Genomic DNA, 23,590 nt, shown 5'->3' with positions numbered 1-23,590 from the left:
GATTTCCGTATTACATTTCTCCCCAGGCAGTTACTATGACTTTCATATCATATGCGTTCGGTACTTGTTGGTGCCGAAAGGGAAGGGAAGTAGATCATGTTCGTCGTCATCGGAGCCACCGGGATCGTGGGCCGTGAAGTCATCTCCCACTTGGTAGCGGCAGGCGCACCCGTCACGGCAGTCACCCGGGATCGTGATGCCGTCCTACCGAGTGGAGTTGTTGTCGCACAGGGTGATCCAGCGGGTCCGCATATCCCGGCCGACGTATGGAAGGGCGCGGAGGCGGTGCTGTTGAGCTCGCGTGGCGCCCTCGACTCCGCGACCGCGATCCTCGCCGCGGCAGCGGATCACGGGGTCGAGCGGGTCGTGGTCGTCTCCGCGGCGACCGTCGAGTTCCCCGCGGGGGAACCGCGCTTCATGGCGGGGTTCCGAGCCCTCGAGGCCGCCGCCCAGAGTTCGGGCATGGCGTGGACCGCCTTGCGCTGCAGCGATTTCGCCGCCAACACCCTGGCGTGGGCGCCGCAGCTACGCGCCGGTGACGTGGTGCGCGGTGCGTATCGGGATGCGGCCACCTCGCCGATCCACGAACGCGACATCGCCGCCGTCGCGGTGCGCGCGCTGACCGAGGACGGACACGGCAATCGCTCCTATGTCCTCACCGGTCCCCGATCACTGACCCAACCCGACAAGGTCCGCATTCTCGGCGAGGTGACCGGTCGCGACCTCTCGTTCCTCGAACTCACCCCCGAGCAGGTGCGGGCCGCGATGACGGCACAGGGACTCCCCGAGGACATCCCGGCCCGGCTGCTCGGCTCGCTCGCGGACTACGCCCGCGTTCCCGGCCCGACGACCGCCACGGTCGCCGACCTTCTGGGCCGTCCCGCACAAGACTTCGCCACCTGGGTCACCGACCATGCGGCAGCCTTCACCCGCTGACCGCAGGGCTTGCCGATGACATCGAATTCCAGCGACACCCGTTCAGCGGGCGAGTTCCTCGGCGGATTGCTTCCCGGCACCACCGGTGCGCCGGAGGAAATCGGCGATCACCATGAGCTGGTCGTCGGTGTAGTCGGCGCACAGCGCGTCCATCCGGTTGTTCATGCCGGAAAACACCTCGTAGAGTGCCGAATTGCGTTCGCGCACAGCACGGACGGTGACCGCCCTGCGGTCGGCGGACTCCGGGTCGCGTTCGCGCACGATCCATCCGCCGTTCTGCAACCGGTCGAGAATCCCGGTCAGCGTGGCTGGGTGCAGCCCGGCCCGGCGTGAGAGTTCCTTCGGCGACATCGGCCCGTGCCGATTGATCAGGTCGAGACAGGTGAAGTCCACCTCCCGCAGCTCCACCCGGCCACCGAAGCGCCGATTGAGCAGGGACAGTTCGATATTCAAGTCACGCAGGGCGTCTTTGACCGCCACCGTGAGCTTGCGTCGCCGAGTCGCTTCGTCCGCCGCCATCCGCGCTCTCTTCTCCTACCCACCGAACGACCATACGAGTTTCATATTATACGAGCGGCGATCGTGCTGTGCTGATCGCGGCGGTGGCGATGGCTGCCGCCGCGATCAGGGCGGTCGCCTGCCACCCGAACCACTCGACCGCCGCGGCACCGAAGGCGGTCCCGAGGCTGCCGCCGACGAAGTAGACCAGCATGTACGCGCTGTTGAAGCGTGCCGGTGCGCCGGGTTCGATCGCCAGGACCGTGCTCTGGTTGGCGACCTGGGCAGCGAAGAGCCCGGCGTCGAAGGCCGCCAGGCAGACCAGCGTCACGAGTGTGTTCGCGAGGCCGAAACCCATGACGACGGTGGCGGCTCCGGCGAGGGCGAGACCTGCGAGGATCACCGGGCGAGCGCCGTCGCGGTCGGTCCGTGTGCCCGCGATCCGGGTGGCCAGGATGCCCGAGAGACCCGCCAGCGCGTAGAGGCCGATCCGTTCGGCCGAGTAGGAGTACGGGGGCTCCGAGAGTGCCACGGCGATGCCCGCCCAGATCGCGCAGAAGGCGAAGAACCACAGGAATCCACGCACAGCGGCAACGCGAAGCGTCGCGTGGTGGACGAACAATCCGGGTAGGGAACGCAAGGTCGAGAAGTAGCCGCGCCCGGCGGTGCCGGTCACGGCGGGCAGCGCGGTGAGGCAGCAGACAGCGAGCAGGGCGCAGCCGGCCGCGAAGACGAGCAGCATCGCGCGCCAGCCGATCTCGTCCGCGAGCCACCCGCCCACGATCCGGCCTGCGAGGATGCCGACGGAGATGCCCGCGGTCACCACCCCCAGGACCGTCGCGCGCCGGTGTGGGTGCGCCAACCGGCCGGCGACGGAGCTCAGCCCGGCCCCGACCGCCGAGCAGGCGCCGACCAGACCGATCATCGGAGCCAGCACGGTGGCGCTGCCCGCGGCCGCACTTGCCGCGAGCGCACAGGCGAGGACCGCGAACTGAGCGGCCAGGACGCGGCCCGGAGCGAAGCGGTCGACCAGCGGCACCAGCAGGCCGAGTCCGAGCATGTAGCCGATCGGCCCGCAGGCCAGGGCGAATCCGACAGCGGTGATCTGGGTGCCGAGCGAATCCGCCACGTCCGCGATCGCAGGCTGCATCGGATAGATCGTCGATGTACCGACGGCTGCCGCGAGTGCCATGAACAGGATCAGGGGACGGTGGAGCCGGTCGGTGGCCGGGGTCTCCGCGTAGGTATCAGGGGTCACTCGACCGACCGTAGGGAGCCGCGAATCGGGTCACCGGCGGGAATTCGACCTGACCGTTCCTGTCCGGGACCCCCTTGTCGGGCGCGAGATCCGCAGTGCGAGGACCGGTTTCGATCGGCCCGAACAGGTGAACCACGAATCTGCTCGAACACGGCGTCAATCTTGTACTGTCGCAACCAGATCAGATGCTGTCCCGCGCCGGCGGTGTGGACCGGCGGGCCGGCTAAGTCACAGTCGATTCGCAGAGGAACGAGACCCATGGCCGACGTAGACACCCCACAGATCAGGACCGACATCCCGCATTCGGCGCGGATCTGGAACTACTGGATGGGGGGCAAAGACCACTATGACATCGACAAGATCGCCGGTGACGCGGGCTTGGCCGTCGACCCGGACATCTCGACCATGGCGGTGCAGTCGCGGCAGTTCCTGATCCGGGCGGTCCGGTTCCTGGCCCGCGAGCGCGGCATCCGGCAGTTCCTCGACATCGGCACCGGTCTGCCGACCATGCAGAACACCCACGAGGTCGCCCAGGGCGTCACCCCCGACGCCCGCGTGGTGTACGTCGACAACGATCCGCTGGTGCTCACCCACGCGCGGGCGCTGCTCACCAGCACCACCCCCGAGGGTGTCACCACCTACATCGACGCCGACTTCCACGAGCCCGAGAAGATCGTCGCCGACGCACGCAACGTGCTGAACTTCAACGAGCCCATCGCGGTGATGTTCATGGGCGTGCTCGGCCACGCCAAGACCTACGAGGACCTGCTCCGCATCGTCGGCACCGTGCTGGCGGCGGTCCCGTCGGGCAGCTACCTCATCATGTGGGACGGCACCGACGACAGCCAGGCCTATGTGACGCTGTGCGAGAACTACACCGGCACCGGCGGCACCCCCTACATTCCGCGCACGCAGGCCCAGATCCAGGCGGTGTTCGACGGCCTCGAGTTCGTGGAGCCCGGCTTCACCTCGATCACCCAGTGGCGGCCCGAGGATGCCCAGGTGGGCGAGGTCCAGCCGATCTCCGCGTACGGCGGGGTCGCCCGCAAACCCTGACCCGACCCACGACAGCGGGCCCGCACCGGTACACGGTGCGGGCCCGCTGTCGTGTCAGTAGGCGAACAACAGGATCTCCTCGCGGGTGTAGTCGTGGTCGGGATGGTTCGCCACCAGGTGCGCGTTCGCGTGCTCGACCAGGTCGTCCTCGTCGGTGCCGACGATGAGGTCTCCACAGGGGCATCGCAGTCTGGTCTTCAAGGCATTTCCTCTCGCGGGCAACGGTTCCGGCCGATGCGCCCTTGCTCACCGACCGCATGGTGAAATACAGTCTAGACACCTGTCCAGACAGTGAGGGAGACATGGTGCCGAGCAATTTGCGTCCCGAGGACGGCTGCACGCTGCTGATCGACGGAAAACTGAGCCAGGGATCGGGCGGGGTGTTCGCGACCGGCAACCCCGCCACCGGCGAGCGCCTCGGCTGGGCGGCCGACGCCACGACCGAGGACATGCGCGCGGCCGTCACCGCGGCCCGCACCGCCTTCGACACCACCGGATGGTCGACCGATCCGGCGTTCCGGGCGCGCTGCCTGCGCCAATTGCGCGAGGCCATGCGCGAGCACATCGAGGAACTGCGCGAGATCACCATCGAGGAGGCGGGCGCGCCCCGGATGCTCACGGCGGGACCTCATCTGGAAGGGCCGGTGAACGATCTCGGCTACTTCGCGGATCTCGCCGAATCCTATTCCTGGCGCACCGAGATGCCGATCGCCGAACCGATGGGGATGCGTACCCGCAGGGAACTGCGCCGCGAGGCGGTGGGCGTCGTCGGGGCGATCACGCCGTGGAACTTCCCCCATCAGATCAACCTGGCCAAGATCGGGCCCGCGCTCGCGGCGGGCAATACCGTGGTGCTCAAACCGGCCCCCGATACCCCGTGGTGCGGTGCGGCACTGGGGATTCTGGCCGCCGAACACACCGATATCCCCGCGGGTGTGTTCAATGTGGTGACCGGCTCCGATCACCGGCTCGGCGCGCAGCTCGCCGAGGATCCCGACGTGGATCTGGTGTCGTTCACCGGTTCCACGCGCACCGGGAAGTCGGTGATGGCCGCGGCGGCGGCCACGGTGAAGAAGGTCTTCCTCGAGCTCGGCGGCAAGTCCGCGTTCGTCGTCCTCGACGACGCCGATATCGCGGCGGCCTGTGCGATGGCCGCCTTCTCGGTGTGTGTGCACGCCGGTCAGGGTTGCGCGCTGTCCACCCGATTGCTGGTACCGCGCAACGCTTACGAGGCGGCTCTCGAAGCCACAGCCAAGACCATGGCCGGCATCCGCGCGGGCGACCCGGACGATCGGCGCACCGTGTGCGGTCCGCTCATCTCCGAGCGACAGCGCGAACGCGTGGAGGGCTACATCTCGCTGGCCCGAAGCGAGGGCGGTGAGGTCGTCGTCGGCGGCGGTCGCCCGACCGGCCGCGACGCCGGCTACTTCGTCGAGCCGACCCTGATCGCCGGGCTGACGAACGAGTCCCGGGTGGCCAGGGAGGAGATCTTCGGACCTGTGCTGGTGATCCTGCCGCACGACGGCGACGACGACGCCATCCGCATCGCCAACGACTCCCCCTACGGCCTCTCGGGCTCGGTGTGGGGCACCGATCCCGCCCGCGTCGACAAGGTCGTCTCCGCCATCCGCACCGGGACCCTCGGTGTGAACGGCGGCACCTGGTACTCGGTCGACGCGCCCTTCGGCGGCTACAAGCAGTCCGGCATCGGACGCGAGATGGGCGTCGCCGGTTTCGAGGAATACCTCGAAACCAAACTCGTGGCCTACCCGGCCTGAAGGAGAACAGACATGACACGTTTCACCGACCGGACCGCGATCGTCACCGGCGCGGCACAGGGTATCGGCGCGGCCTACGCCAAGGCACTCGCCGCCGAGGGCGCCCGCGTGGTGGTGGCCGACATCAATGCCGAGGCGGGCGAATCGGTCGCCAAGGAGATCACCGCGGCCGGCGGTGTCGCCGCTTTCCGCGAGGTCGATGTCGCCGACCCGGATTCCGCGGCCGCGCTCGCCGCGTTCACCGTCGAGAAGTTCGGCGGCATCGACCACCTGGTGAACAACGCGGCCATCTACGGAACCATGAAGCTGAACCTGCTGCTCACGGTGCCGTGGGACTACTACAAGCACTTCATGAGCGTGAACTTCGACGGCGCGCTGAACGTGACCCGCGCGGTCTGGCCGACGATGCGCGCCAGTGGTGGATCCATCGTGAACCAGTCCTCCACCGCCGCGTGGACCTATTCGAGCTTCTACGGGCTGGCCAAGGTCGGCGTGAACGGTCTCACCCAGCAACTGGCCCACGAGCTGGGCAGCTCCGGCATCCGGATCAACGCCATCGCCCCCGGCCCCATCGATACCGAGGCGACCAAGACGATCACGCCGGAGGTCATCGTCGATGACATGGTCAAGCGGTTGCCGCTCAAGCGGATGGGTACACCGCAGGATCTCGTCGGCGCCTGCTTGTACCTGCTCTCCGATGACGCCGCCTGGGTGACCGGGCAGATCTTCAATGTCGACGGCGGACAGGTGATCCGCTCATGACCACCGAGAGCACGCCGCGTCTCGGCTACATCGGACTGGGCAATATGGGTGCGCCCATGGCGCGCAGGCTCGTCGACTGGCCGGGCGGCCTGGTGGTGTGCGACGCGCGGGCCGCTGCCACCGAGAAGTTCGCCGCCGCGGGTGTCGCGGTGGCGGCGACACCGGCCGAGGTCGCCGCCCGCGCGGCGGTGATCTCGGTGACTGTCCTCGACGACGCCCAGGTCCGCGATGTGCTGACCGGTCCGCAGGGAATTCTGTCGACGGCCGCCGCGGGCACGGTGGTCGCCGTGCATTCGACCATCGCCGACAGCACGGCGATCGAATTGGCCGAGAAATGCGCGCGCCACGAGGTGGAGCTGGTCGACGCGCCGGTCAGCGGTGGTGCGCCCGGCGCGAAACAGGGACGCCTCGCGGTGATGGTCGGCGGCAGCGAAACCGCCTTCGAGGCGGTGCGGTCCCCGTTCGCCCGCTTCGCCGATCTCGTGGTGCACGCCGGCCCGGTGGGTGCGGGTACGCGGATGAAGCTCGCCCGCAATCTGGTGCACTTCGTCGCCTTCGCCGCCGCCGCCGAGGCCTCGCGCCTGGCCGAGTCGGCCGGGCTCGACATCCGCCGCCTCGGGGAGGTGGTTCGCCATTCCGACGCCGTCACCGGCGGACCGGGTGCGATCCTGTGGCGTGAGAGCACCGCTCGCCTCTCCGACGGCGATCCGTGGCTGCCGATCATGTCGCACGTACGCGACCTGGGCGAGAAGGATCTCACGCTGGCCCTGGACCTCGGCGCCCGTCTCGGCGTCGAATTACCGCTCGCCCGAATGGGTTTCGAGCATCTCGCCGAAGGCCTCGGCCTTCGGGTCCCCACATCCGACAGGAGCAGCACATGACCGACGACGCCCGCGCCCGCGGCCTGGCCCGCATGAAAGAGGTCTACGGCTGGCAACCGCCGGAGATCGACGGCGCGTTCTTCGCCACCACCGTCGATCACCTCTTCGCCGAGATCTGGTCGCGCCCGGGACTCACCGACCGCGACCGTCGGCTGCTGCTGCTCGGCGCGCTCGCCGCCCAGGGCCGCATGGAAACCGCCGAAATCCAGATCCACGCCGCCCTGCACAACAAAGAGCTCACCGAGGAACAGCTCCGCGAAATCGCCCTGTTCCTGTGCCACTATGTCGGCTGGCCCAACGGGACCCGGCTCGATACCGCGATCAGCACCGTTTCCGAACGGGCACGCGGGGGCAGCGAACCGCGCATGCGCAGGCCCAAATAGGTATCCCATGTACCTGCGACTAATATGGAATCGTGTCCGAAAACCATTCTGATCCCGCGATTCTCGAGGCCACGCGCAGGCGCCTGACCGAGAAACAGGCCGATACGGTCGACCGGCTCACCCGCGCCGCCGTCGACGTCATCACCGAGCAGGGTTATTCCGGACTCACCGTGCGCCAGGTGGCCGCCGCCGCGGGCGTGGGAACCGCGACCGCCTACACCTATTTCTCGTCGAAGGAACACCTCGTCGCGGAGGTGTTCTGGCGTCGCCTGCTGCAGACGCCGCAGCTCGAACACGACGACGACAAGTCGGCGGCCGAGCGGGTCGTCGAGACGCTGCGGCAGGTGTCGCTGATGGTCGGCGGGGAGAACGAGCTGGCGGGTGCCGTGACCAGCGCCCTGCTCGGCCAGGACCCCGACGTGTCGCATCTGCGGGTGCGGATCGGCCTGGAGATCCGGCAGCGGATCGCGCGGGCGCTGGGTCCCGACCACGATCCGGATGTGCTCGAGGCGTTCGAATTGCTCTACGCGGGCGCGCTGGTGCGTGCCGGGATGGGATACGGGACCTACGACGAAATGGCGGACCGGATCGAGAAATCGGTCTATCTGATCCTGAAATAGTCTCCGCGACAACAGAAGCCGTCATCCGGGTAACCGGGTGGCGGCTTTTTCGCGCATTGCGCCACGCCCGAGAACTGTAGTACCGTCTGGACACGTGTCTATATGACCCAGAGATTGAGAGGTCTTCGATGACGCTTCTGAAACCGCGACGGGTCTCCGGCGGCGAACACGAGCACGGTCACCTCGAGGAACTGCGTTCCGATCCGATCGCCCTCATGCGCCGGGTGCGCGAGGAATGTGGCGACGTCGGCGTTTTCGAATTGGCCGGGCGCGACGTGGTGTTGCTCTCGGGCGCCGAGGCCAATGAATTCTTCTTCCGCGCCGGCGACGAGGACCTCGACCAGGAGGCGGCGTATCCCTTCATGAAGCCGATCTTCGGCGAGGGCGTCGTCTTCGACGCCAGCCCGGAGCGGCGCAAGGAGATGCTGCACAATCAGGCGTTGCGCGCCGACTACATGCGCGGCCACGCGGCGACGATTTCGCACGAGGTGGACCGGATGATCGCGGACTGGGGCGATTCCGGCGAAATAGATCTGCTCGGCTTCTTCGCCGAGCTCACCATCTACACATCCTCGGCCTGCCTCATCGGCACCAAATTCCGCAATGAACTCGACAGCCGTTTCGCCGAGCTCTATCACGATCTCGAGCGCGGCACCGACGCGCTGGCCTATGTCGATCCGTATATGCCGATCGAGAGCTTCCGTAAACGCGACGAATCACGGCGCCGACTCGTCGAATTGGTCGGTGAGATCATGGAGCGCCGCATCGCCGCGCCTCCCCAGGGCAAGGAGGAACGCGATCTGCTCGACGTGCTGGTGTCGGTGCGCGACGAACAAGGCGCACCGCGCTTCTCGGCGTCGGTGGTCACCGGCATCTTCATCTCGATGATGTTCGCCGGTCACCACACCACCTCGGGGACCTCGGCGTGGACGATGATCGAACTGCTGCGCCACCCCGACACGCTCGCCGCCGTGGTCGGGGAGCTCGACAGCCTCTTCGCCGACGAAACCGAGGTGAGTTTCCGTGCGCTGCGCCAGATTCCGCAGTTGGAAGCGGCGTTGAAGGAGACGCTGCGGCTCCATCCGCCGCTCATCATCCTGATGCGGGTGGCCAGGGACGAGTTCGAGGTGTGTGGGCACCGCATCGCCCCGGGTGACCTGGTGGCGGCCACCCCGGCGGTGTCCAACCGGCTGCCCGAATGCTTCCCCGATCCCGACGCCTTCGATCCCGGCCGCTATATCGACCCCGAACAGGCCGATATCGTCAACCGCTGGACCTGGATCCCGTTCGGCGCGGGCAGGCATCGCTGCGTCGGTGCCGCGTTCGCCCTCATGCAGATGAAGGCGATCTTCTCGATCCTGTTGCGCGACTGGGAGTTCGAGATGGCCCAGCCGTCGGAAAGCTATCGCAACGATCACTCCAAGATGGTCGTGCAGCTGCAGCAGCCGTGTCGGGTGCGCTACCGCAGGCGCCGCTGACGTCACACGCGTAAGCCGCCCCGAAAGGTCCGGGGCGGCTTTCGACGTCTGGCGAGTCAGCGCAGCGGCGACTCGGGCTGGACCTCGCTGACGATCACATGGGCACCGCGTGGCGTGGACACCACGGCGGTGACGGCGTCGGCCAGGTCGGCGGCGCGCAGCATGTAGGGGTGGCGTGCGAAGCCCCAGCGTGACCAGTCCTTCAGCAGCGGCTCGATGTCCTCGACGGTCGCGTCGGTGCCCATCTCGGTAGCGGTGGGACCGGGGCGGACCAGCGACACGCGAACGCCGGTGCCCTCCAGCTCCATCCGCATCTGGGTGGCCAGGGTTTCGATGCCCGCTTTGGCGGCGCTGTAGGCGCCGGTGCGCGGACGTGGCGTCACCGAGCAGTCCGAGCCGATGAGCACCACGTCGCCGCGCCGCCGTTCGATCATGCCGGGCACGAGCAGGCGCAGCAGGCGCTGCGGGCCTGCCAGGTGCACGTCGAGCTGGCGGACGAAGTCGGCCGAGGACAGCTCGTGCACGCACCCGAATTTCACCACCCCGGCGGCCGAAACCAGGATCTCGATGTCGCCGAGTTCACGCTGCGCGGCGCCGACGAACTCCTCGACCGAGTCGTTGTCGGTGACATCGAGCCGGTGGGCGAACGCGGTGCCGCCCTTCTCCCGGATGGCCGCCGCGACGGCCTCGCACTCGGCCTCGCGTCGCGCGCCGAGAGCGACCGGATGACCCAGTTCGGCAAGGGCTTTCGCGGTGGCGGCGCCGATGCCGGACGACCCGCCGGTGACCACGGCGGGTCGCACCGGTGGGTGGGGTTCGAAACGTGGCATGGCCACACCTTCCTTCCGTCCAGACGGTACCTGGACACCTGTCTGGACATTACTACGAATCGGTCGTGCCGACCGGCGATCCGCCTCACTCGTAGGTGACCTGCCAGTGTTTGATCCCGTTGACGAAGCTCGACCGCAGCCTGGTCGGCTCGGCGACCTGCCGCAGCCGGGGCATGGCGTCGGCGATGGCCCCGAAGATCAGTTCCAGTTGCAGCCGCGCCAAATTCGCGCCTACGCAGTAGTGCGGGCCGGTGCCGCCGAAACCCAAGTGTGGGTTGGGGTCTCGCAGGATGTCGAAGGTGAAGGGGTTGCCGAAGGCCGATTCGTCGAAATTGGCCGAGCTGTAGAACATCGCCACCCGCTGACCGGCGCCGATCGGCCGACCGCTCAGTTCGGTGTCCTCGGTGGCCGTGCGCTGGAACGCGATCACCGGAGTCGCCCAGCGGACGATCTCGTCGGCGGCGGTGCGTGGGCGCTGCGCGCGGAAGAGTTCCCACTGCTCCGGATGATCCACGAAGGCCTTCATGCCGTGGGTGGTGGCATTGCGGGTGGTCTCGTTGCCCGCGACGGTCAGCAGGATCATGAAGAACCCGAATTCGTCGGGTGTCAGTGAGCCGCCGTCGATATCGGCGGTGACCAGTTTCGACACCAGGTCGTCGGCGGGGTCGAGGCGTCGCGATTCGGCCAGCTGCCAGGCGTAGCCGAGCAGATCCGCGGTGGCGCCGATGGGGTCACCGTATTCGGGGTCGTCGAAATTGAGCATCTGGTTGGACCAGTCGAACAGGCGCAGCCGATCCGGTTGCGGGATGCCGAACAGTTCGGCGATGGCCTGCAGCGGCAGCTCGCGCGCCACCTGGTGGACGAAGTCGCCGCCGCCGGTCGCACGGGCGGCGTGCACGATGGCCTCGGCGCGTTCGGCCAGCGCGGCGCGCAGCGCCTCGACCGCGCGTGGGGTGAACCCTCGCGAGATGATGCGGCGCACGGCCGAGTGCTTGGGTGGATCCATGTTGAGGAGCATGGATTTCGTCGCTTCGAAGGTGTCGGCGGTGACGGTGCCGGGGAAGCGGATCACCGAACCCTTGGTGCTCGCGGAGAACAAGGTGGGGTTGCGGGAGATCGTTCGCACGTCCTCGTGACGGCTCACGACCCAGAATCCGCCGTCGTCGTGGGGCACGCACATGTCGTCGGACTGCGCGTTCCACCACACCGGGGCGGCCTTGCGCAACATCGCGAATTCCTCGACGGGCGTGCGCTGTGCCCAGAGTCCCGGGTCGGAGAAGTCGAGGCCTGCGGGCAGGGTGAGTGGGGGCATCGGGATCTCCTCACATCCGCGTCGCGACGCCGCGCGCCCACCGGTAGTCGGCCTTGCCGGTGGGTGAGCGCAGGATTTCGCGACAGCGCAGAATGGCTTTGGGCAGTTTGTAGCGGGCGATGTGCTTGGCGCATTCGTCGAGCAGCTCGGCATCGGTGACGGTCTCGTCGTCCATCTGCACGAGGGCGACGACCTCACTGCCCCACCGCTGTGACGGTCTGCCGACCACGACCACGTCGAGCACGCTCGCGTGGGCGGCGACCGCGCGTTCGACCTCTTCGACGAAGATCTTCTCGCCGCCGGAGTTGATCGTCAGGTTGTCGCGGCCGAGCAGTTCGATCCGGCCGTCGCCCAGCACCCTCGCGCGATCACCCGCGATGGACCAGCGCACACCGTCGACGACCGGGAAGGTGCGCCTTGTCTTCTCCTCGTCGCCCAGATAGCCCAGCGGGATGCGGCCCTTGCGCGCCAGCCAGCCCGAGGCGCCCGGTTCGTCGAGCAGCCGGGTGAGGTCCTCGTCGATCACGGCGGTGTCGGTGTCGGCGGGGACGAAGCTGCTCGCTGCGGTTCGGGCGTCGGCGTCGTAGACCTGGGTCATCTGGATGCCGGACTCCGAGGAGCCCACCGAGTCGACGACGAGTACGGGTTTGCCGAAGGCCGCGATCAATCGCTGTCGCACGGCCGGGGTGAGCGGGGCGCCCGCGTTGTGCACGGCGGCCAGCGACGGCAGGTCGTAGTGGCGCCGCTCGAGTTCGGCGACGATCGGTCGCGCCATGGCGTCACCGACGAGCGGAAGGGCGATCACGTTCTCCGCGGCCACGGCCGTGAGGACCGATGCGGCATCGAAGCGGTCGACGACGGTGGGCAGCACCAGGGTCCCGCCGTTGGTGACGCACTGGAACAGCAACCACTGTGCGGCGCCGTGCATGAACGGGGCGGCGACGACCAAGCGGTAGGCGCCGCCGGTGAGCGTGGCCGAATCGGCCAGTTCCGCATAGGAATCCAGTTGCACGCCGGTGCCGAAGCGGGTGCCGCCCATGGCGGCGAGGTAGATGTCGTCCTGACGCCACAGCACACCCTTGGGCATCCCGGTGGTGCCGCCGGTGTAGAGCAGGTACAGATCGTCGCCGTCGGGTTCCGGCAGCTCGCCCTCGGTGGTGGCGACGGCGGTCTCGTAGTCGATCGCGCCCGGCAACAGGTCGTTGCCGCTGCCGTCGGCGACCTGGATCAGGAGCGGCGGGTCGGTCAGCGTGGGCAGTACCGCGGCCACCCGTGGGGCGAATTCGGCGTGGTACACCAGCACTCGCGCCCGGGCGTCGCGGAGCAGGTACAGCAATTCCTCTTCGACGTAGCGATAGTTGATATTGAAAGGCACCGCGCGCGCCCGGTAGGCACCGATCAAGATCTCCGGGTACTCGGTGCCGTTGCGTAAATAGACGCCCAAATGGTCCTGCCCGGACAAATGCGGTGCGGTCCGCTCGATCTCGGCACCGATCCCCCGCGCGGCCAGGAATTTCGCGAATCCCGTTACCCTGCGGTCGGTTTCGGCATAGGACATCCGGCGGTCACCGTGCACGATGAATTCGCGCTCCGGAATCGCCGCCGCCACGGTCGCGAATACGTTCGACAAACTGAAACCAACCATGCAGTGCCTCGCAACTCGATACCGGTTCGCTATTTCTGAATTTCTGTCCGGACAGGTGTCCATGATACGGAGAATCGCTCTCATTCGGAGTGATTCGCGATTACGACCTTCCGCCGAAGCCGGGTGTAGTACCGTCCAGACTGGTGTCCAGGCAATTGAACGGGCATTCGAACACCGAGGGGGTGTGCATTGTTCGGGCGGACCACATCGCGAGCCGGGCACGGCCATTCCACCGACGCCGAGCCACTCGCGCAGCCGCGCACCGCGGGCGCGGTGCTGCGCCGCAACTTCGCCGACACCGTGCTGTCGGCGCTGACCACTTTCGGCCGCGCGCTGCGCATGGGCACCTCGGCCGTGCGGATCGGCGCGAACGATGCCGTGCGCCTGCGGTTTCCGGTGCACGAGGCCTTGGAGCAGGCCTGGTTCCTGGTGAAGGTGACCGCGATTCCGGCCGTGCTGATGGCCGTGCCGTTCGGGGTGATCCTGTCCACTCAGGTCGGCAATATCGTCTCCCAGCTGGGCGCCGACTCGATGATCGGTGCCGCGGGCGGGCTGGGGGTGATCAAACAAGGCGCGCCGATGGCGGCGGGCATTCTGCTCGGCGGGGCGGGCGCCGCCGCGATCGCCGCCGACCTCGGTGCGCGGACCGTGCGCGAGGAGGTCGACGCCATGCGCGTGATGGGCGTGGATCCGGTGCAGCGCCTGGTCGTTCCGCGCATCGCCGCCATGATGCTGATCGCGCCGCTGCTCGACGTGCTCATCATCGTCGTCGGGATCGCCGCCGGATACGGCGTGGCGGTCACGGCCCTCGACGTGACGCCGGGCAGTTATTGGGACTCCTTCGGCGCGTTCACCACCTCGCTGGATGTGTGGGTGTCGCTGGTGAAGTCGCTGATGTTCGGGTTCCTCGTGGTGGTGATCGCCTGTCAGCGCGGGCTGGAGGCACGGGGTGGACCACGCGGGGTGGCCGACGGTGTCAACGCGGCGGTAGTGATGTCGGTCGCGGCGATCACTGTGCTCAATACCGTTGTCACCCAGGTGGTCACGGTGTTCGTACCACTGCGGGCGGCCTGATGACCGCGAGCCCGTATCTGCCGTTCGGAGTGCGCTGGATCGGCCGGCTGCGTCGCCGCATCGGCCCGGTGCGCCCCGTGGAGTCGCTCGGGTTCGTGATCGGGTTCTGCTGGCAGGTGCTCTCGTCGGTGCCGTACACCCTCGCGCACTACCGGCGCCAGACACTCACCGCGATCACCGATATGACCTGGGGGCGCGGCTCGGTGATCGCCGGCGGCGGGGTGGTGCCGCTGATGTTGCTGATGGGCGCGGCGATGGGTGCCTCCATCGGTATCGAGGCCCATCACGCGCTGGACGCGTTGGCACTCGGTCAGCTCAGCGGGCTCATCTCCGCGTTCGGGGTGACCCGGGAGCTGGCACCGATCGCAGCCGGGGTGGGTTTCGCCGCCCAGGCGGGCTGCCGGATGACGGCGGAGATCGGGTCGATGCGGATCTCGGAGGAGATCGACGCGCTCGAATCGATGGGGATCCGGTCGGTGCCGTTCGTGGTCACCACCCGGGTGGTGGCCGGGATCGTCGCGGTGGCACCGGCTTTCGTGGTGGCCCTGATCCTGAGCTATCTGTCGTGTCAGCTGATCGTCACATCGATCCACGATGTGCCGACCGGCACCTACGACCACTACTTCGACCAGTTCGTCCTCGGCTGGGATGTGTTCGCCGCGACCGTGAAGGTGGTGGTGTTCGCCGTCGCGGTGGTCCTGATCCATTGTTACCAGGGCTATTTCGCGGTCGGCGGACCCGAAGGTGTCGGTATCGGTTCGGGGCGGGCCATCCGCGCCAGCCTGGTGGCGATCATCGCGCTCGACATGGTGGCCACCGTCGTCCTGTGGGGCTGGCGCTCCCCGATCACGTTCACGGGGTGACGCGCATGCCTCCGTACGCACTTCCCGGGACCGAGGTGGGGCCGTTGCGTGCCCGCGTCCTCGGTGTCTGCGCGCTCCTGGTCGCGCTGGCGAGCGTGCTGGCCTGGCAGGTGTGGCCGGAATCTCTTGCCGCCGAGCAGATCCGGGTGACGTTGCGAACCGAGCGGGTCGGTGCGGGCATCGCCCCCGGCACCGATGTCCGTCTCGACGGAGTGCGGGTCGGGACGGTCGAGGCCATCGCACCGGCCGGGCGGGGGCGCGAACACCTCACCCTGGTGCTCGACCGGCCGCAGCTGTTCGGGCTCACCGACACCGTCGAGGTCGAGTTCGCGCCCGGCAATCTGTTCGGCATCAGCGCGCTGAATCTCGTGGCGCGGCCCGGTGGCACCGAGCTCGGGAACGGTTCCTCGGTCGACCTCGACGACGGCCGCGTCCGCGACGCCACGCTGGCGGCGCTGCTGCGCTCCACCGGCGGACTCGTCGAGCAGGTACTCACCCCGAAACTGGCCGCACTGCTGCACACCGTCGCCGGTGACCTGCGTGCCTTCACCCCGCTGCTGGAAGCCCTCGGCGCCACCCTGCGCGCCTACGCCGACACCCGCGAATTGCCGCCCTCGGAGCTGGCGAGTTCCTTCGGTTCGGTGCTGGCCGGTATGCCGCCGATGCTGACCGGTGCCGTCGACGTGCTCGAGGCCGCCTACACCAACGAGTACCTGCGCTCACCGGCGAACATCGCGCGGTTCGGGCAGTTCTGGGGCGATATGCAATACCAGCTCCTGCCCGCCGTCACCGCGCTGATGACCACCGCGCGAACACATTTCGGCGGCATGATGCCGATGGCCACGCTGCTGCTCGACGAGGTGACCGCGACCATGGGTCCACCGGGACGATCGACGGAACAGCTCGCCACCCTGCTCGAACGCCTCGGCGCCGCGTTCCGTGACACCCCCGACGGCCCCGTGCTCCGGGTCTCGGTCGAACTCGACACCGTGCCGGGTCTCGCCGGGCCGCTGGCCGCGCTGCTGCCGAGCGGAGGTCGCTGATGAGGACTCGCGGGCTCGCCGTGCGGGTGGCGATCGCACTGACGCTCACCGCCGTCGCACTGGCCGGGATCTTCCGGTTGATCGAGCGACCGGTGCGCGGTGACACCGAGTCCTTCACCGCGCTGTTCACCGATGCCAACGGGTTGCGCACGGGTGACGACGTGCGGTTGCACGGTGTCGCGGTGGGCAAGGTGTCGGGAATCGAGCTCGACGGCGCACTGGCCCGCGTCCGGTTCACCGTGCTGCGCGCGCACCCGGTCGACACGGCCGCCACCATCGCCGTCCGGTACCAGAACCTCACCGGCTTCCGCTATCTGGAGATCGTCGCACCGCAGCGGCCGAGTACACCGCGCGCGCCCGAGCAGGTGTTCGGGACCGCCGAAACCGTTCCTTCGTTCGACATCACCACGCTGTTCAAGGGTTTGCAGCCGGTACTCGCGCACCTGTCCACCGAGGAGATCAACCGGTTCACCACCAGCCTGCTCGCCGTGATCCAAGGGGACGGCGCCGGTCTCGGTCCCGCCCTCGACGCGGTCGACACCCTGAGCCGCTACGCCTCCGACCGGCAGGTCGTGCTGTCGACGCTGGTGCGTAATCTGGCGCTGATCGCGGAGCGTCTGGGCGGTAAGTCCGCGCAGGCGGTACGGATGCTGACCAATCTGACCGGGTTGTTCACCGCCATCGCCGAGAAGCTGCCCGGGCTCGTCGACTTCTCCATCGCCATTCCCCCTGTGCTGCAACCGATCCGGTCGATGCTGAACGTCGCGGGCATCACCGGCGACGAAGGCAGCGACCTGGACCTGGTGTTACGCAACGCTTTTCCGGATCCACAGGTGGCGGCCGAGGTGTTCGCCGGGCTGCCGGGATTGATCCAGACGATGGCCGCCACGGTGCCCGTGAGCGGTCGGACCGGGACCTGCACCCATGGGGTCGCGGTCGCGCCCGAACCACTGCGGGTGCTCGTCGACGGGCAGGGGGTGACACTGTGCCGCACCCGATGACACGACTTCGCGCCATGTTCGACCGCAGGGACTTGCACACACGGGCGCGCGGCGGCGCGGGTGCTGATCGACGGGTAAGGGGTGGCGCTGTGCCGCGCTTTCGGGCCTTGCTCGGCCATCGGGCGGATGGACGGGCCGGTGACCTGCGCTGGGGATCGGCGGGGTTGTGCGGTGCCGTACTGCTCATGATCGCGCTCGGCGTGGTCGCGGTTGTCGGGACGGAGGCCGAGCGGGTGTACCACGCCGAGTTGGCCGACGCGGGTGCGCTGCGTGCGGGCGACGACGTGCGGGTAGCGGGGATCAGCGTGGGCAGGGTGCGGGGATTGACGCTGCTGGCGGACCGGGTGCGGATGGAGTTCACCGTGCGCGAAGACGTGGCCGTCGGCGATCAGACGATCATGGAGATCCGCATGCTGACCGTGGTCGGCGGCTACTACGTCGCGTTGCGACCGGCGGGCTCCACTCCCCTCGGCTCGGCGACGATCCCCCGGGAGCGGGTGATCCTGCCCTATAACCTGACCGAGGTCTTCCAGGACGCGGTACGCCCTGTGCGCGAGATCGACGGCGCGGTGCTGCGGCAGAACCTCGCCGCGCTGTCCACCTCGTTCGACGGCAGCCCCGACGCGTTCCGGTCGGCGCTGAAGGCCGCCGGTGATCTCGTCGCGGTGCTGAACGCCCAGAACGCCGATATCTCGCGCGCACTCGCCTTCGCCGACGAGTACCTCACCGCGTTGAACGGAAGTTCGCAGGTACTCGCCCAATTGGTGCGCAACCTGCACACCTTGGAGACGCTGGTGCAGACCAACAAAGCCATCGTGAGCCAGGCCCTCGGCGACCTCTCCGATGTGCTGCGCAAGGCATCCCCGCTCGGGCGGGCGTGGGACCGCGACCTGCGCGCACGCGCCCAACCGCTCGCCGACGCCGTCACCGGCTTGGAAACCCTTGGTACGCACCTGGGTTCGCTCTTCGAGGCACTGGTGGCGCTGGAACAGCGATTGACGCCGCTGCTCGCCGGTGGTGACGGGGTGAGCATCGACCACTCCGCTGTGACGATCGTGCCGGACCGTATCTGTGTGCCGGTGCCGGGAGGTGGGTGCTGATGGTGACACGCCTGCTCGGTTCGCGCGGCTTCATGTCAACGGCGGTGGTGCTTGTCGTCGTCCTCGCGGGCGCGGTGGCACTCCAACTGTCACGGCCCGCGCCGCCGGTGCGCACCTATTGCGCGGACATGCCCGACAGCATCGGGCTCTACCTGGGCAGCTCCGTCACGGTGCTCGGCATCCCGGTCGGTGAGGTCACCGGCATCGAGCCACACGGCGCCTCGGCTCGCGTGCGGTTCACCGTGCGCGCCGATCGCCGGCTGCCCCCGGATGTGGGCGCGGTGACCGTGAGCGACACCCTGGTGGCCGATCGCCATCTCGCTCTCGTCGGCGACGAACCGGCTGCCGGTGGCTGGGAGCCCGGCACGTGCATCACCAGAACACTGACGCCGCTGAGTCTTTCGGAGACCTTCGACGCGCTCGCCGGACTGGCCGACGAACTGAACGCCGCCGACGATCCCGCGCAGCGCACGGCCCTCGGCTCGGGCCTGTCGGCGCTCGACCAGGCGACCGCGGGCACCGGCGACGACATCAACGCGCTCCTGCACCAGCTCGGCCGGGCGCTGGCCGCCCCCGATGCCGCGATCGGGCACCTCGGCAGTCTCATCGACGCCCTCACCGAGCTGGTACGGCACGCCCGCAACGGGTGGGACACCGTGCGGGCGATGACGATCGAGCTGCCACGGACGTTCGACGACATCGTGACCATCGCCTTCCCACCGATCATCGACATCGTCACCTACCTGATCCAGGTCCTGCCCCAGCTCAACGACGTGATGATGATGATCGGCACCCCGGCGGTCCGTGCGCTCGACAAGATCGCCGACCTGCCCGCACTGCTGACGGCGGGATTCGGTTCCCTTGCCGAAGTCCTCGAGCTCACCCCCGCTCTCACGTCGGGCTTCACCGCGAGCATCGATCCGGACAGCGGACGGCCCACCATCGGATATGCGCCTCCGAGACTGGCTGTGCCCCAGGCTGATTCCCCACAGCTGTGTGCCGCGATCCAGGGATTGACCGGTCAGCCATGTGTGCTCGGGCCGGGCGGATCTGTCACCGTTCCCCCACTCGCGTCTCTGCTCGCGGCGGTGAGTGCGCGATGATGCCGACGGCGATAAGCCCTGCGCGGCAAAGGGAAGTACTACGCTCCCCCGGCCGGGCACAACGCCTTCTCCACGGCCTCGGCCACGTGGCCCCGAAGATCGTCTGCCTTCGGACCCCCGTCGATCACCCCGACGCGACTCGCCGAACCCGCTCTACACCTACGACATGTCCTGTGCGTACCCAGCTTTCACTCAGGTGGCGCTGCCGGTTCCGGCACCTGTTTGTGATCATCGTCGTGGCCTGCGCCGTGCTCGGATGCGGAACAACTTTGCCCGGCACCGGCGAAGCCACCTATCGCCTGCGCATCGAATTCGCCAGCGTCCTCAACCTGCCGCAAGGTGCAAAGGTGATCGCCGACGGTGTCCGGGTCGGCAGGCTGATCGCGGTCACCCTGAGTGAGAACGGTTATGCCACCGCAGAAGTCGAGATCCACGATGCGGTTCGGCTGCCGGTGGGCACTACGGCGGAACTGCGTCAGAACACCCCGCTCGGCGACGTCCACATCGCACTCACCGAACCGACCACCCCCGCCGCGGGCACGTTGGAGCCGGGCGCGACGATACCGCTGGCCGACACCGCCCGCGCCCCGGCCATCGAGGACATTCTCGCCACCCTGTCGGTGTTCATCGGCACCGGCGCGGTCACCGATCTGCAGGACATCGTCACCACGATGAACGGGGTCCTGCCCGCCGATCCGCGCGACACCGCCCGCCTCTCCGAAACACTCGGCACGGACCTGTCGGACCTGGCCGATCACCTCGACTCGGTCGACGCGATCCTCGACGGTCTCGGTGCCACCCTCGAGGACGGGGTTCTCCACAATGCCCCGGTGCTGGCCGAGCTGCTCACGCCCTACGGCGTCACCCAGACCACCGATGCGATCAACGCCCAGATCGGTGTCATCTTCGTGCTCACCGCGCTCGGCCCGGTCGCGCCGAGCGCCGCCTGGCTCGGGCCGCTGCTCGGTTCGCTCGACGCCACGACCGCCGCGGTGGTGCCGATGCTGTTCGGCAGCAGACCCTTGGACACCTCGTCGCCGTCGAACCTGAAGACGCTCGTCGACCTGATCCACACCAAGGTGCTGCCGTTCGCACACCGCGGGCCGAAGGTCGACGTGGTCCAGATCGGGGTCACGGGGGCGATGAGTACCGACGAGCAGACCGTGCGAATCGTCGACCTGCTGCGGATGATCGGAGCCGTCCGATGAATACCCGTGCCGCACTGTCGCTCTCGGCCATCGCGGCCGTGCTGGTTCTCGGCGTCGCGTACATGACGTTCGGGGTACTGAATATCGACCCACGTCGCGACTATCTGGCCGTCGAGCTGGAACTGAGCACCTCGGGTGGGCTCGGTCCCGGCGCGCCGGTGCTGCTCAACGGGATCGCGGTGGGCCGGGCCGAGTCGGTGCGCAAGCAGGCGAGCGGGGTGCTCGTCGCCTTGCGGATCGACGAGCGGTACCCGATTCCGGTGTCGAGCCGGATCCGTGTGGAACAGCTTTCGGCACTCGGCGAGCCCTACATCGGTTTCGACCCCGTCGACGACGCGGGGCCGTATCTCACCGACGGGCAACGTATTCCGGCGCATCGCGTGCCCGCGCCGATGACCATCACCACCCTGTCCACCCGGCTGATCGATCTGCTCGATCAGATCCGCCCCGAGGTGATGGCCGGCCTGGTCGACACCTTCGACCGCGCCCTCGCCGACACCGAGGCGACCATGCAGACCCTGCGCCGCTCCACCACGCTGCTGGCGGCGACGCTGCTCAGCCGCACCGATCGGCTGCGTCAGCTGTTCGCCGACCTGCAATTCCTCGGCGCCGATATCGACTGGATGGGACCGTCGCTGAGCACAGCGGGCCCGCTGTTCGGCGAGTTCGGCATCACCCTCAGCGCCATCGTGCAGTCCGGATCGGCGCTGGTCGAGAGCCGCCCGGTCGCCGACTATTTCTCCGGGAGCGGGGTGCTGGTGTTCGTGCGCGAACTCGACGCGCTGCTCGCGAAGATCGGGCCGAGCGCCGCGGCCTTGGGCCCGATGCTGCAACCGGTGGTGCGCGACGCCGTGGCCACCGCACCCGATCTCGATCTCGGCGCCCTGCTCGACCAGGCCCTGCACGGCCTCGGCGACGACACGCTGCATCTGCGCATCGGCATCAAATAGGCACGAAAGGACCGGCACCCCATGACCGTTGACCTCGAGACCCGCCCCCACACGCCCGCCGCCGGCGAACCCCAGCCACGCACTCTCTCGATCCGGCTGTCGAGCGTGCTCACCGGGTGCGCCGTCGCGGCGCTCGTGGTGGCGACGGCCACCTTCGGCATGCTGTATCTGTCGGCGCGCACCACCATCGCCGACCACGACCGGCACGCCGCCGAGGATCGCCGGGTCGAACAGGTCGCCCTCGACTACGCGCTCGGGGCCTCGACCATCGACTACCGGGACGCCAAGGCGTGGCTGGCCCGACTGAAAACCGGTACCACACCCCAGCTTTCGGGCAAGTTCGACGCGACAGCGCCGCAACTCGAGCAGATCCTGCTGCCGCTGCAGTGGACCTCGACGGCGACACCCTTGTCGGCGGGCGTCGTGTCCGAGTCGGGCGGGGTGTACAAGGTGAACGCCTATCTCACCGTCAACTCCACCAGCGTGCAGAATCCCACCGGCACCCTCACCACCGTGGCCTATTCGCTCACGGTCGACCGCAACGCGGACTGGCGGATCGCCGATGTCGGTGGGCTGCAGAACGCCCTGCCGCTGAAGTGACCTACCTCGCCCGCACCGACATCGGCAGCGTGGCGAAGCCGCGCACGCTCACCGAGTGCACCCGTTCGGCAGCGGCGGTGTCGATCTCGTAGCCGCGGATGGAGGCGGCGATCTGCCCGAGGCCGATGTTGGCCTCCATCCGCGCCAGGTGCGCACCGAGGCAGAAGTGCACGCCGAGACCGAAACTCAGCAGGGTCTGGGAGCTGTCGCGGCCGATACGGTACTCGGCGGCGTCGTCGAAGACGTCCTCGTCGCGGTTGGCCGAACCGAGCAGCAACAGCACCCGCTCCCCCGCCGCGATGGTGTGCTCACCGAATTCGACATCCGTGAGGACACGGCGCACCAGGATCTGGGTCGAATTGTCGTAGCGCAGCGTCTCTTCGGTCCAGTCCGGCACGAGCGAAGGGTCGGCCAGTGGCTTGGCGACCTCGTCGGGGAACCGCGAACCCCAGTACATGGCGTTGCCGAGCAGTTTGGTCGTCGTCTCGTTGCCCGCGACGACCATCAGGATCAGGAAGCCGATGATCTCGGCGTCGGACAGGCGGGTGGTGCCCGCGTCGCCGTCGGTGATCTCGGCGTCCATCAGTACCGACACCAGGTCCTCACCGGGGTTCTTGCGGCGCCCTTCGAGCAGGTCGCGGTAGTAACCGGTGAGTTCGAGATAGGCCATGATGGCGCCCTGCGGCACGTCGAGCACGCCTTCCTCCCGGTGCAACAGCAGATCCGACTGGGTGCGCAGATGGGCGCGGTCCGATTCGGGGACGCCGAGCATCTCCGAGACCACGTCCATCGGCAGCAGCCCGGCGAAATCACGGATGTAGTCGAACTCGCCCAGTTGCAGGCACCGATCCCAGTGGCTACGGGTGAGTTCGGCGATCCGTTCGCTCAGGTCCGCGAGCCTGCGCGGGGTGAAACCCGTGGACACCAGTTTGCGGATGCGCGCGTGCTTGGGGTCGTCCATCGCCAGGAACGACATGGACCGGTGCGCTTCCGGCCCGTAGGCGGTGGGGTCGAGCGAGACGCCCCAGCTGTTGGACAGGCGGGCGCTGTCGCGCAGGGCTGCCCGCACATCGCGGTGTCGCGACAGCGCCCAGAAGTCCATCGACGCGTTGCGATACACCGGCGCCTCCGCCCGCAGCCGGGCGTAGGTGGGGTACGGGTTCTCGTGGAAGGCGTAGTCGTACGGGTCGAACGGGATCGAGGTCTCCATG

The 23,590-nt window shown here is 68.2% G+C and carries 24 protein-coding genes; 17 read left to right on the top strand and 7 right to left on the bottom strand.

Annotated features, from left to right (window positions below):
* Nucleotides 1-96: 96 nt before the first annotated feature.
* Entirely contained in the window at nucleotides 97-936 is an 840-nt protein-coding gene (locus ACWEVR_RS17450) for an NAD(P)H-binding protein (protein WP_452467750.1), read from the top strand.
* 42 nt (nucleotides 937-978) lie between these two features.
* Here the strand turns inward: ACWEVR_RS17450 and ACWEVR_RS17445 are convergent, their stop codons facing one another.
* On the bottom strand, nucleotides 979-1,455 hold the full coding sequence (locus ACWEVR_RS17445; RefSeq protein ID WP_452467749.1) for a MarR family winged helix-turn-helix transcriptional regulator: 477 nt from the start codon (nucleotides 1,453-1,455) through the stop codon (nucleotides 979-981).
* Nucleotides 1,456-1,501: 46 nt separating this feature from the next.
* On the bottom strand, nucleotides 1,502-2,692 hold the full coding sequence (locus ACWEVR_RS17440; protein WP_452467748.1) for an MFS transporter: 1,191 nt from the start codon (nucleotides 2,690-2,692) through the stop codon (nucleotides 1,502-1,504).
* A gap of 258 nt (nucleotides 2,693-2,950) precedes the next feature.
* On the opposite strand from ACWEVR_RS17440, the gene ACWEVR_RS17435 reads away from it, so the two are divergent.
* On the top strand, nucleotides 2,951-3,748 hold the full coding sequence (locus tag ACWEVR_RS17435) for an SAM-dependent methyltransferase (RefSeq protein WP_067635394.1): 798 nt from the start codon (nucleotides 2,951-2,953) through the stop codon (nucleotides 3,746-3,748).
* Between the two features lie 54 nt (nucleotides 3,749-3,802).
* Here the strand turns inward: ACWEVR_RS17435 and ACWEVR_RS17430 are convergent, their stop codons facing one another.
* The gene (locus tag ACWEVR_RS17430) at nucleotides 3,803-3,949 is read right to left on the bottom strand and encodes a DUF1059 domain-containing protein (protein WP_452467747.1); all 147 of its coding nucleotides are present in this window, start codon (nucleotides 3,947-3,949) and stop codon (nucleotides 3,803-3,805) included.
* Nucleotides 3,950-4,050: 101 nt separating this feature from the next.
* Here ACWEVR_RS17430 and ACWEVR_RS17425 point away from each other — a divergent pair, with 101 nt between their 5' ends.
* The 6 genes from ACWEVR_RS17425 to ACWEVR_RS17400 all read left to right on the top strand — a co-directional run bounded on the left by ACWEVR_RS17425 (nucleotide 4,051) and on the right by ACWEVR_RS17400 (nucleotide 9,650).
* Nucleotides 4,051-5,526, top strand: a complete 1,476-nt coding sequence (locus tag ACWEVR_RS17425; RefSeq protein ID WP_452467746.1) for an aldehyde dehydrogenase — start codon at nucleotides 4,051-4,053, stop codon at nucleotides 5,524-5,526.
* Nucleotides 5,527-5,538: 12 nt separating this feature from the next.
* A complete protein-coding gene (locus tag ACWEVR_RS17420; RefSeq protein ID WP_452467745.1) occupies nucleotides 5,539-6,288 on the top strand; it encodes an SDR family oxidoreductase in 750 nt (249 codons plus the stop codon).
* A complete protein-coding gene (locus tag ACWEVR_RS17415; protein WP_452467744.1) occupies nucleotides 6,285-7,169 on the top strand; it encodes an NAD(P)-dependent oxidoreductase in 885 nt (294 codons plus the stop codon). Before ACWEVR_RS17420 ends, ACWEVR_RS17415 begins: the two co-directional genes overlap by 4 nt.
* On the top strand, nucleotides 7,166-7,552 hold the full coding sequence (locus ACWEVR_RS17410; protein ID WP_452467743.1) for a carboxymuconolactone decarboxylase family protein: 387 nt from the start codon (nucleotides 7,166-7,168) through the stop codon (nucleotides 7,550-7,552). The genes ACWEVR_RS17415 and ACWEVR_RS17410 overlap by 4 nt, the downstream gene beginning before the upstream one ends.
* A 32-nt stretch (nucleotides 7,553-7,584) precedes the next feature.
* Nucleotides 7,585-8,172 (top strand): TetR/AcrR family transcriptional regulator, encoded by a 588-nt coding sequence (locus tag ACWEVR_RS17405; RefSeq protein WP_067487504.1) that lies wholly within the window; start codon nucleotides 7,585-7,587, stop codon nucleotides 8,170-8,172.
* Nucleotides 8,173-8,300: 128 nt separating this feature from the next.
* Nucleotides 8,301-9,650, top strand: a complete 1,350-nt coding sequence (locus tag ACWEVR_RS17400; RefSeq protein ID WP_452467742.1) for a cytochrome P450 — start codon at nucleotides 8,301-8,303, stop codon at nucleotides 9,648-9,650.
* Between the two features lie 56 nt (nucleotides 9,651-9,706).
* On the opposite strand, the gene ACWEVR_RS17395 is transcribed toward ACWEVR_RS17400, so the two are convergent.
* The 3 genes from ACWEVR_RS17395 to ACWEVR_RS17385 form a co-directional block, all read right to left on the bottom strand.
* Entirely contained in the window at nucleotides 9,707-10,480 is a 774-nt protein-coding gene (locus ACWEVR_RS17395) for an SDR family oxidoreductase (RefSeq protein ID WP_452467741.1), read from the bottom strand.
* An 85-nt stretch (nucleotides 10,481-10,565) separates the two neighbouring features.
* A complete protein-coding gene (locus ACWEVR_RS17390) occupies nucleotides 10,566-11,792 on the bottom strand; it encodes a cytochrome P450 (RefSeq protein ID WP_452467740.1) in 1,227 nt (408 codons plus the stop codon).
* A 10-nt stretch (nucleotides 11,793-11,802) separates the two neighbouring features.
* Nucleotides 11,803-13,437 (bottom strand): acyl-CoA synthetase, encoded by a 1,635-nt coding sequence (locus ACWEVR_RS17385; protein WP_452467739.1) that lies wholly within the window; start codon nucleotides 13,435-13,437, stop codon nucleotides 11,803-11,805.
* 339 nt (nucleotides 13,438-13,776) lie between these two features.
* On the opposite strand from ACWEVR_RS17385, the gene ACWEVR_RS17380 reads away from it, so the two are divergent.
* The 9 genes from ACWEVR_RS17380 to ACWEVR_RS17340 all read left to right on the top strand — a co-directional run bounded on the left by ACWEVR_RS17380 (nucleotide 13,777) and on the right by ACWEVR_RS17340 (nucleotide 22,379).
* Nucleotides 13,777-14,511 (top strand): ABC transporter permease, encoded by a 735-nt coding sequence (locus ACWEVR_RS17380; protein WP_312032647.1) that lies wholly within the window; start codon nucleotides 13,777-13,779, stop codon nucleotides 14,509-14,511.
* A complete protein-coding gene (locus tag ACWEVR_RS17375) occupies nucleotides 14,511-15,374 on the top strand; it encodes an ABC transporter permease (RefSeq protein ID WP_452467738.1) in 864 nt (287 codons plus the stop codon). The genes ACWEVR_RS17380 and ACWEVR_RS17375 overlap by 1 nt, the downstream gene beginning before the upstream one ends.
* A gap of 5 nt (nucleotides 15,375-15,379) precedes the next feature.
* The gene (locus tag ACWEVR_RS17370) at nucleotides 15,380-16,417 is read left to right on the top strand and encodes an MlaD family protein (protein ID WP_452467891.1); all 1,038 of its coding nucleotides are present in this window, start codon (nucleotides 15,380-15,382) and stop codon (nucleotides 16,415-16,417) included.
* Nucleotides 16,417-17,418 (top strand): MlaD family protein, encoded by a 1,002-nt coding sequence (locus ACWEVR_RS17365; RefSeq protein WP_452467737.1) that lies wholly within the window; start codon nucleotides 16,417-16,419, stop codon nucleotides 17,416-17,418. Before ACWEVR_RS17370 ends, ACWEVR_RS17365 begins: the two co-directional genes overlap by 1 nt.
* An 89-nt stretch (nucleotides 17,419-17,507) precedes the next feature.
* Nucleotides 17,508-18,518, top strand: coding sequence for an MlaD family protein (locus tag ACWEVR_RS17360; protein WP_452467736.1), 1,011 nt, complete (start codon nucleotides 17,508-17,510; stop codon nucleotides 18,516-18,518).
* A complete protein-coding gene (locus ACWEVR_RS17355; RefSeq protein ID WP_452467735.1) occupies nucleotides 18,518-19,621 on the top strand; it encodes an MlaD family protein in 1,104 nt (367 codons plus the stop codon). Before ACWEVR_RS17360 ends, ACWEVR_RS17355 begins: the two co-directional genes overlap by 1 nt.
* Before the next feature lie 224 nt (nucleotides 19,622-19,845).
* Entirely contained in the window at nucleotides 19,846-20,829 is a 984-nt protein-coding gene (locus tag ACWEVR_RS17350; protein ID WP_452467734.1) for an MlaD family protein, read from the top strand.
* Nucleotides 20,826-21,779, top strand: coding sequence for an MlaD family protein (locus tag ACWEVR_RS17345; RefSeq protein ID WP_452467733.1), 954 nt, complete (start codon nucleotides 20,826-20,828; stop codon nucleotides 21,777-21,779). Before ACWEVR_RS17350 ends, ACWEVR_RS17345 begins: the two co-directional genes overlap by 4 nt.
* A 21-nt stretch (nucleotides 21,780-21,800) precedes the next feature.
* Nucleotides 21,801-22,379 carry a hypothetical protein gene (locus tag ACWEVR_RS17340; protein ID WP_452467732.1) on the top strand — a complete coding sequence of 193 codons (579 nt, stop codon included), beginning with the start codon at nucleotides 21,801-21,803 and terminating at the stop codon, nucleotides 22,377-22,379.
* A 1-nt stretch (nucleotide 22,380) separates the two neighbouring features.
* Here the strand turns inward: ACWEVR_RS17340 and ACWEVR_RS17335 are convergent, their stop codons facing one another.
* Nucleotides 22,381-23,589, bottom strand: a complete 1,209-nt coding sequence (locus tag ACWEVR_RS17335) for a cytochrome P450 (protein ID WP_452467890.1) — start codon at nucleotides 23,587-23,589, stop codon at nucleotides 22,381-22,383.
* Nucleotide 23,590: the final 1 nt, after the last annotated feature.

It is taken from the genome of Nocardia sp. NPDC003979 (genome assembly GCF_053605015.1).
This window is presented reverse-complemented; position numbering and strand designations above follow the sequence as displayed.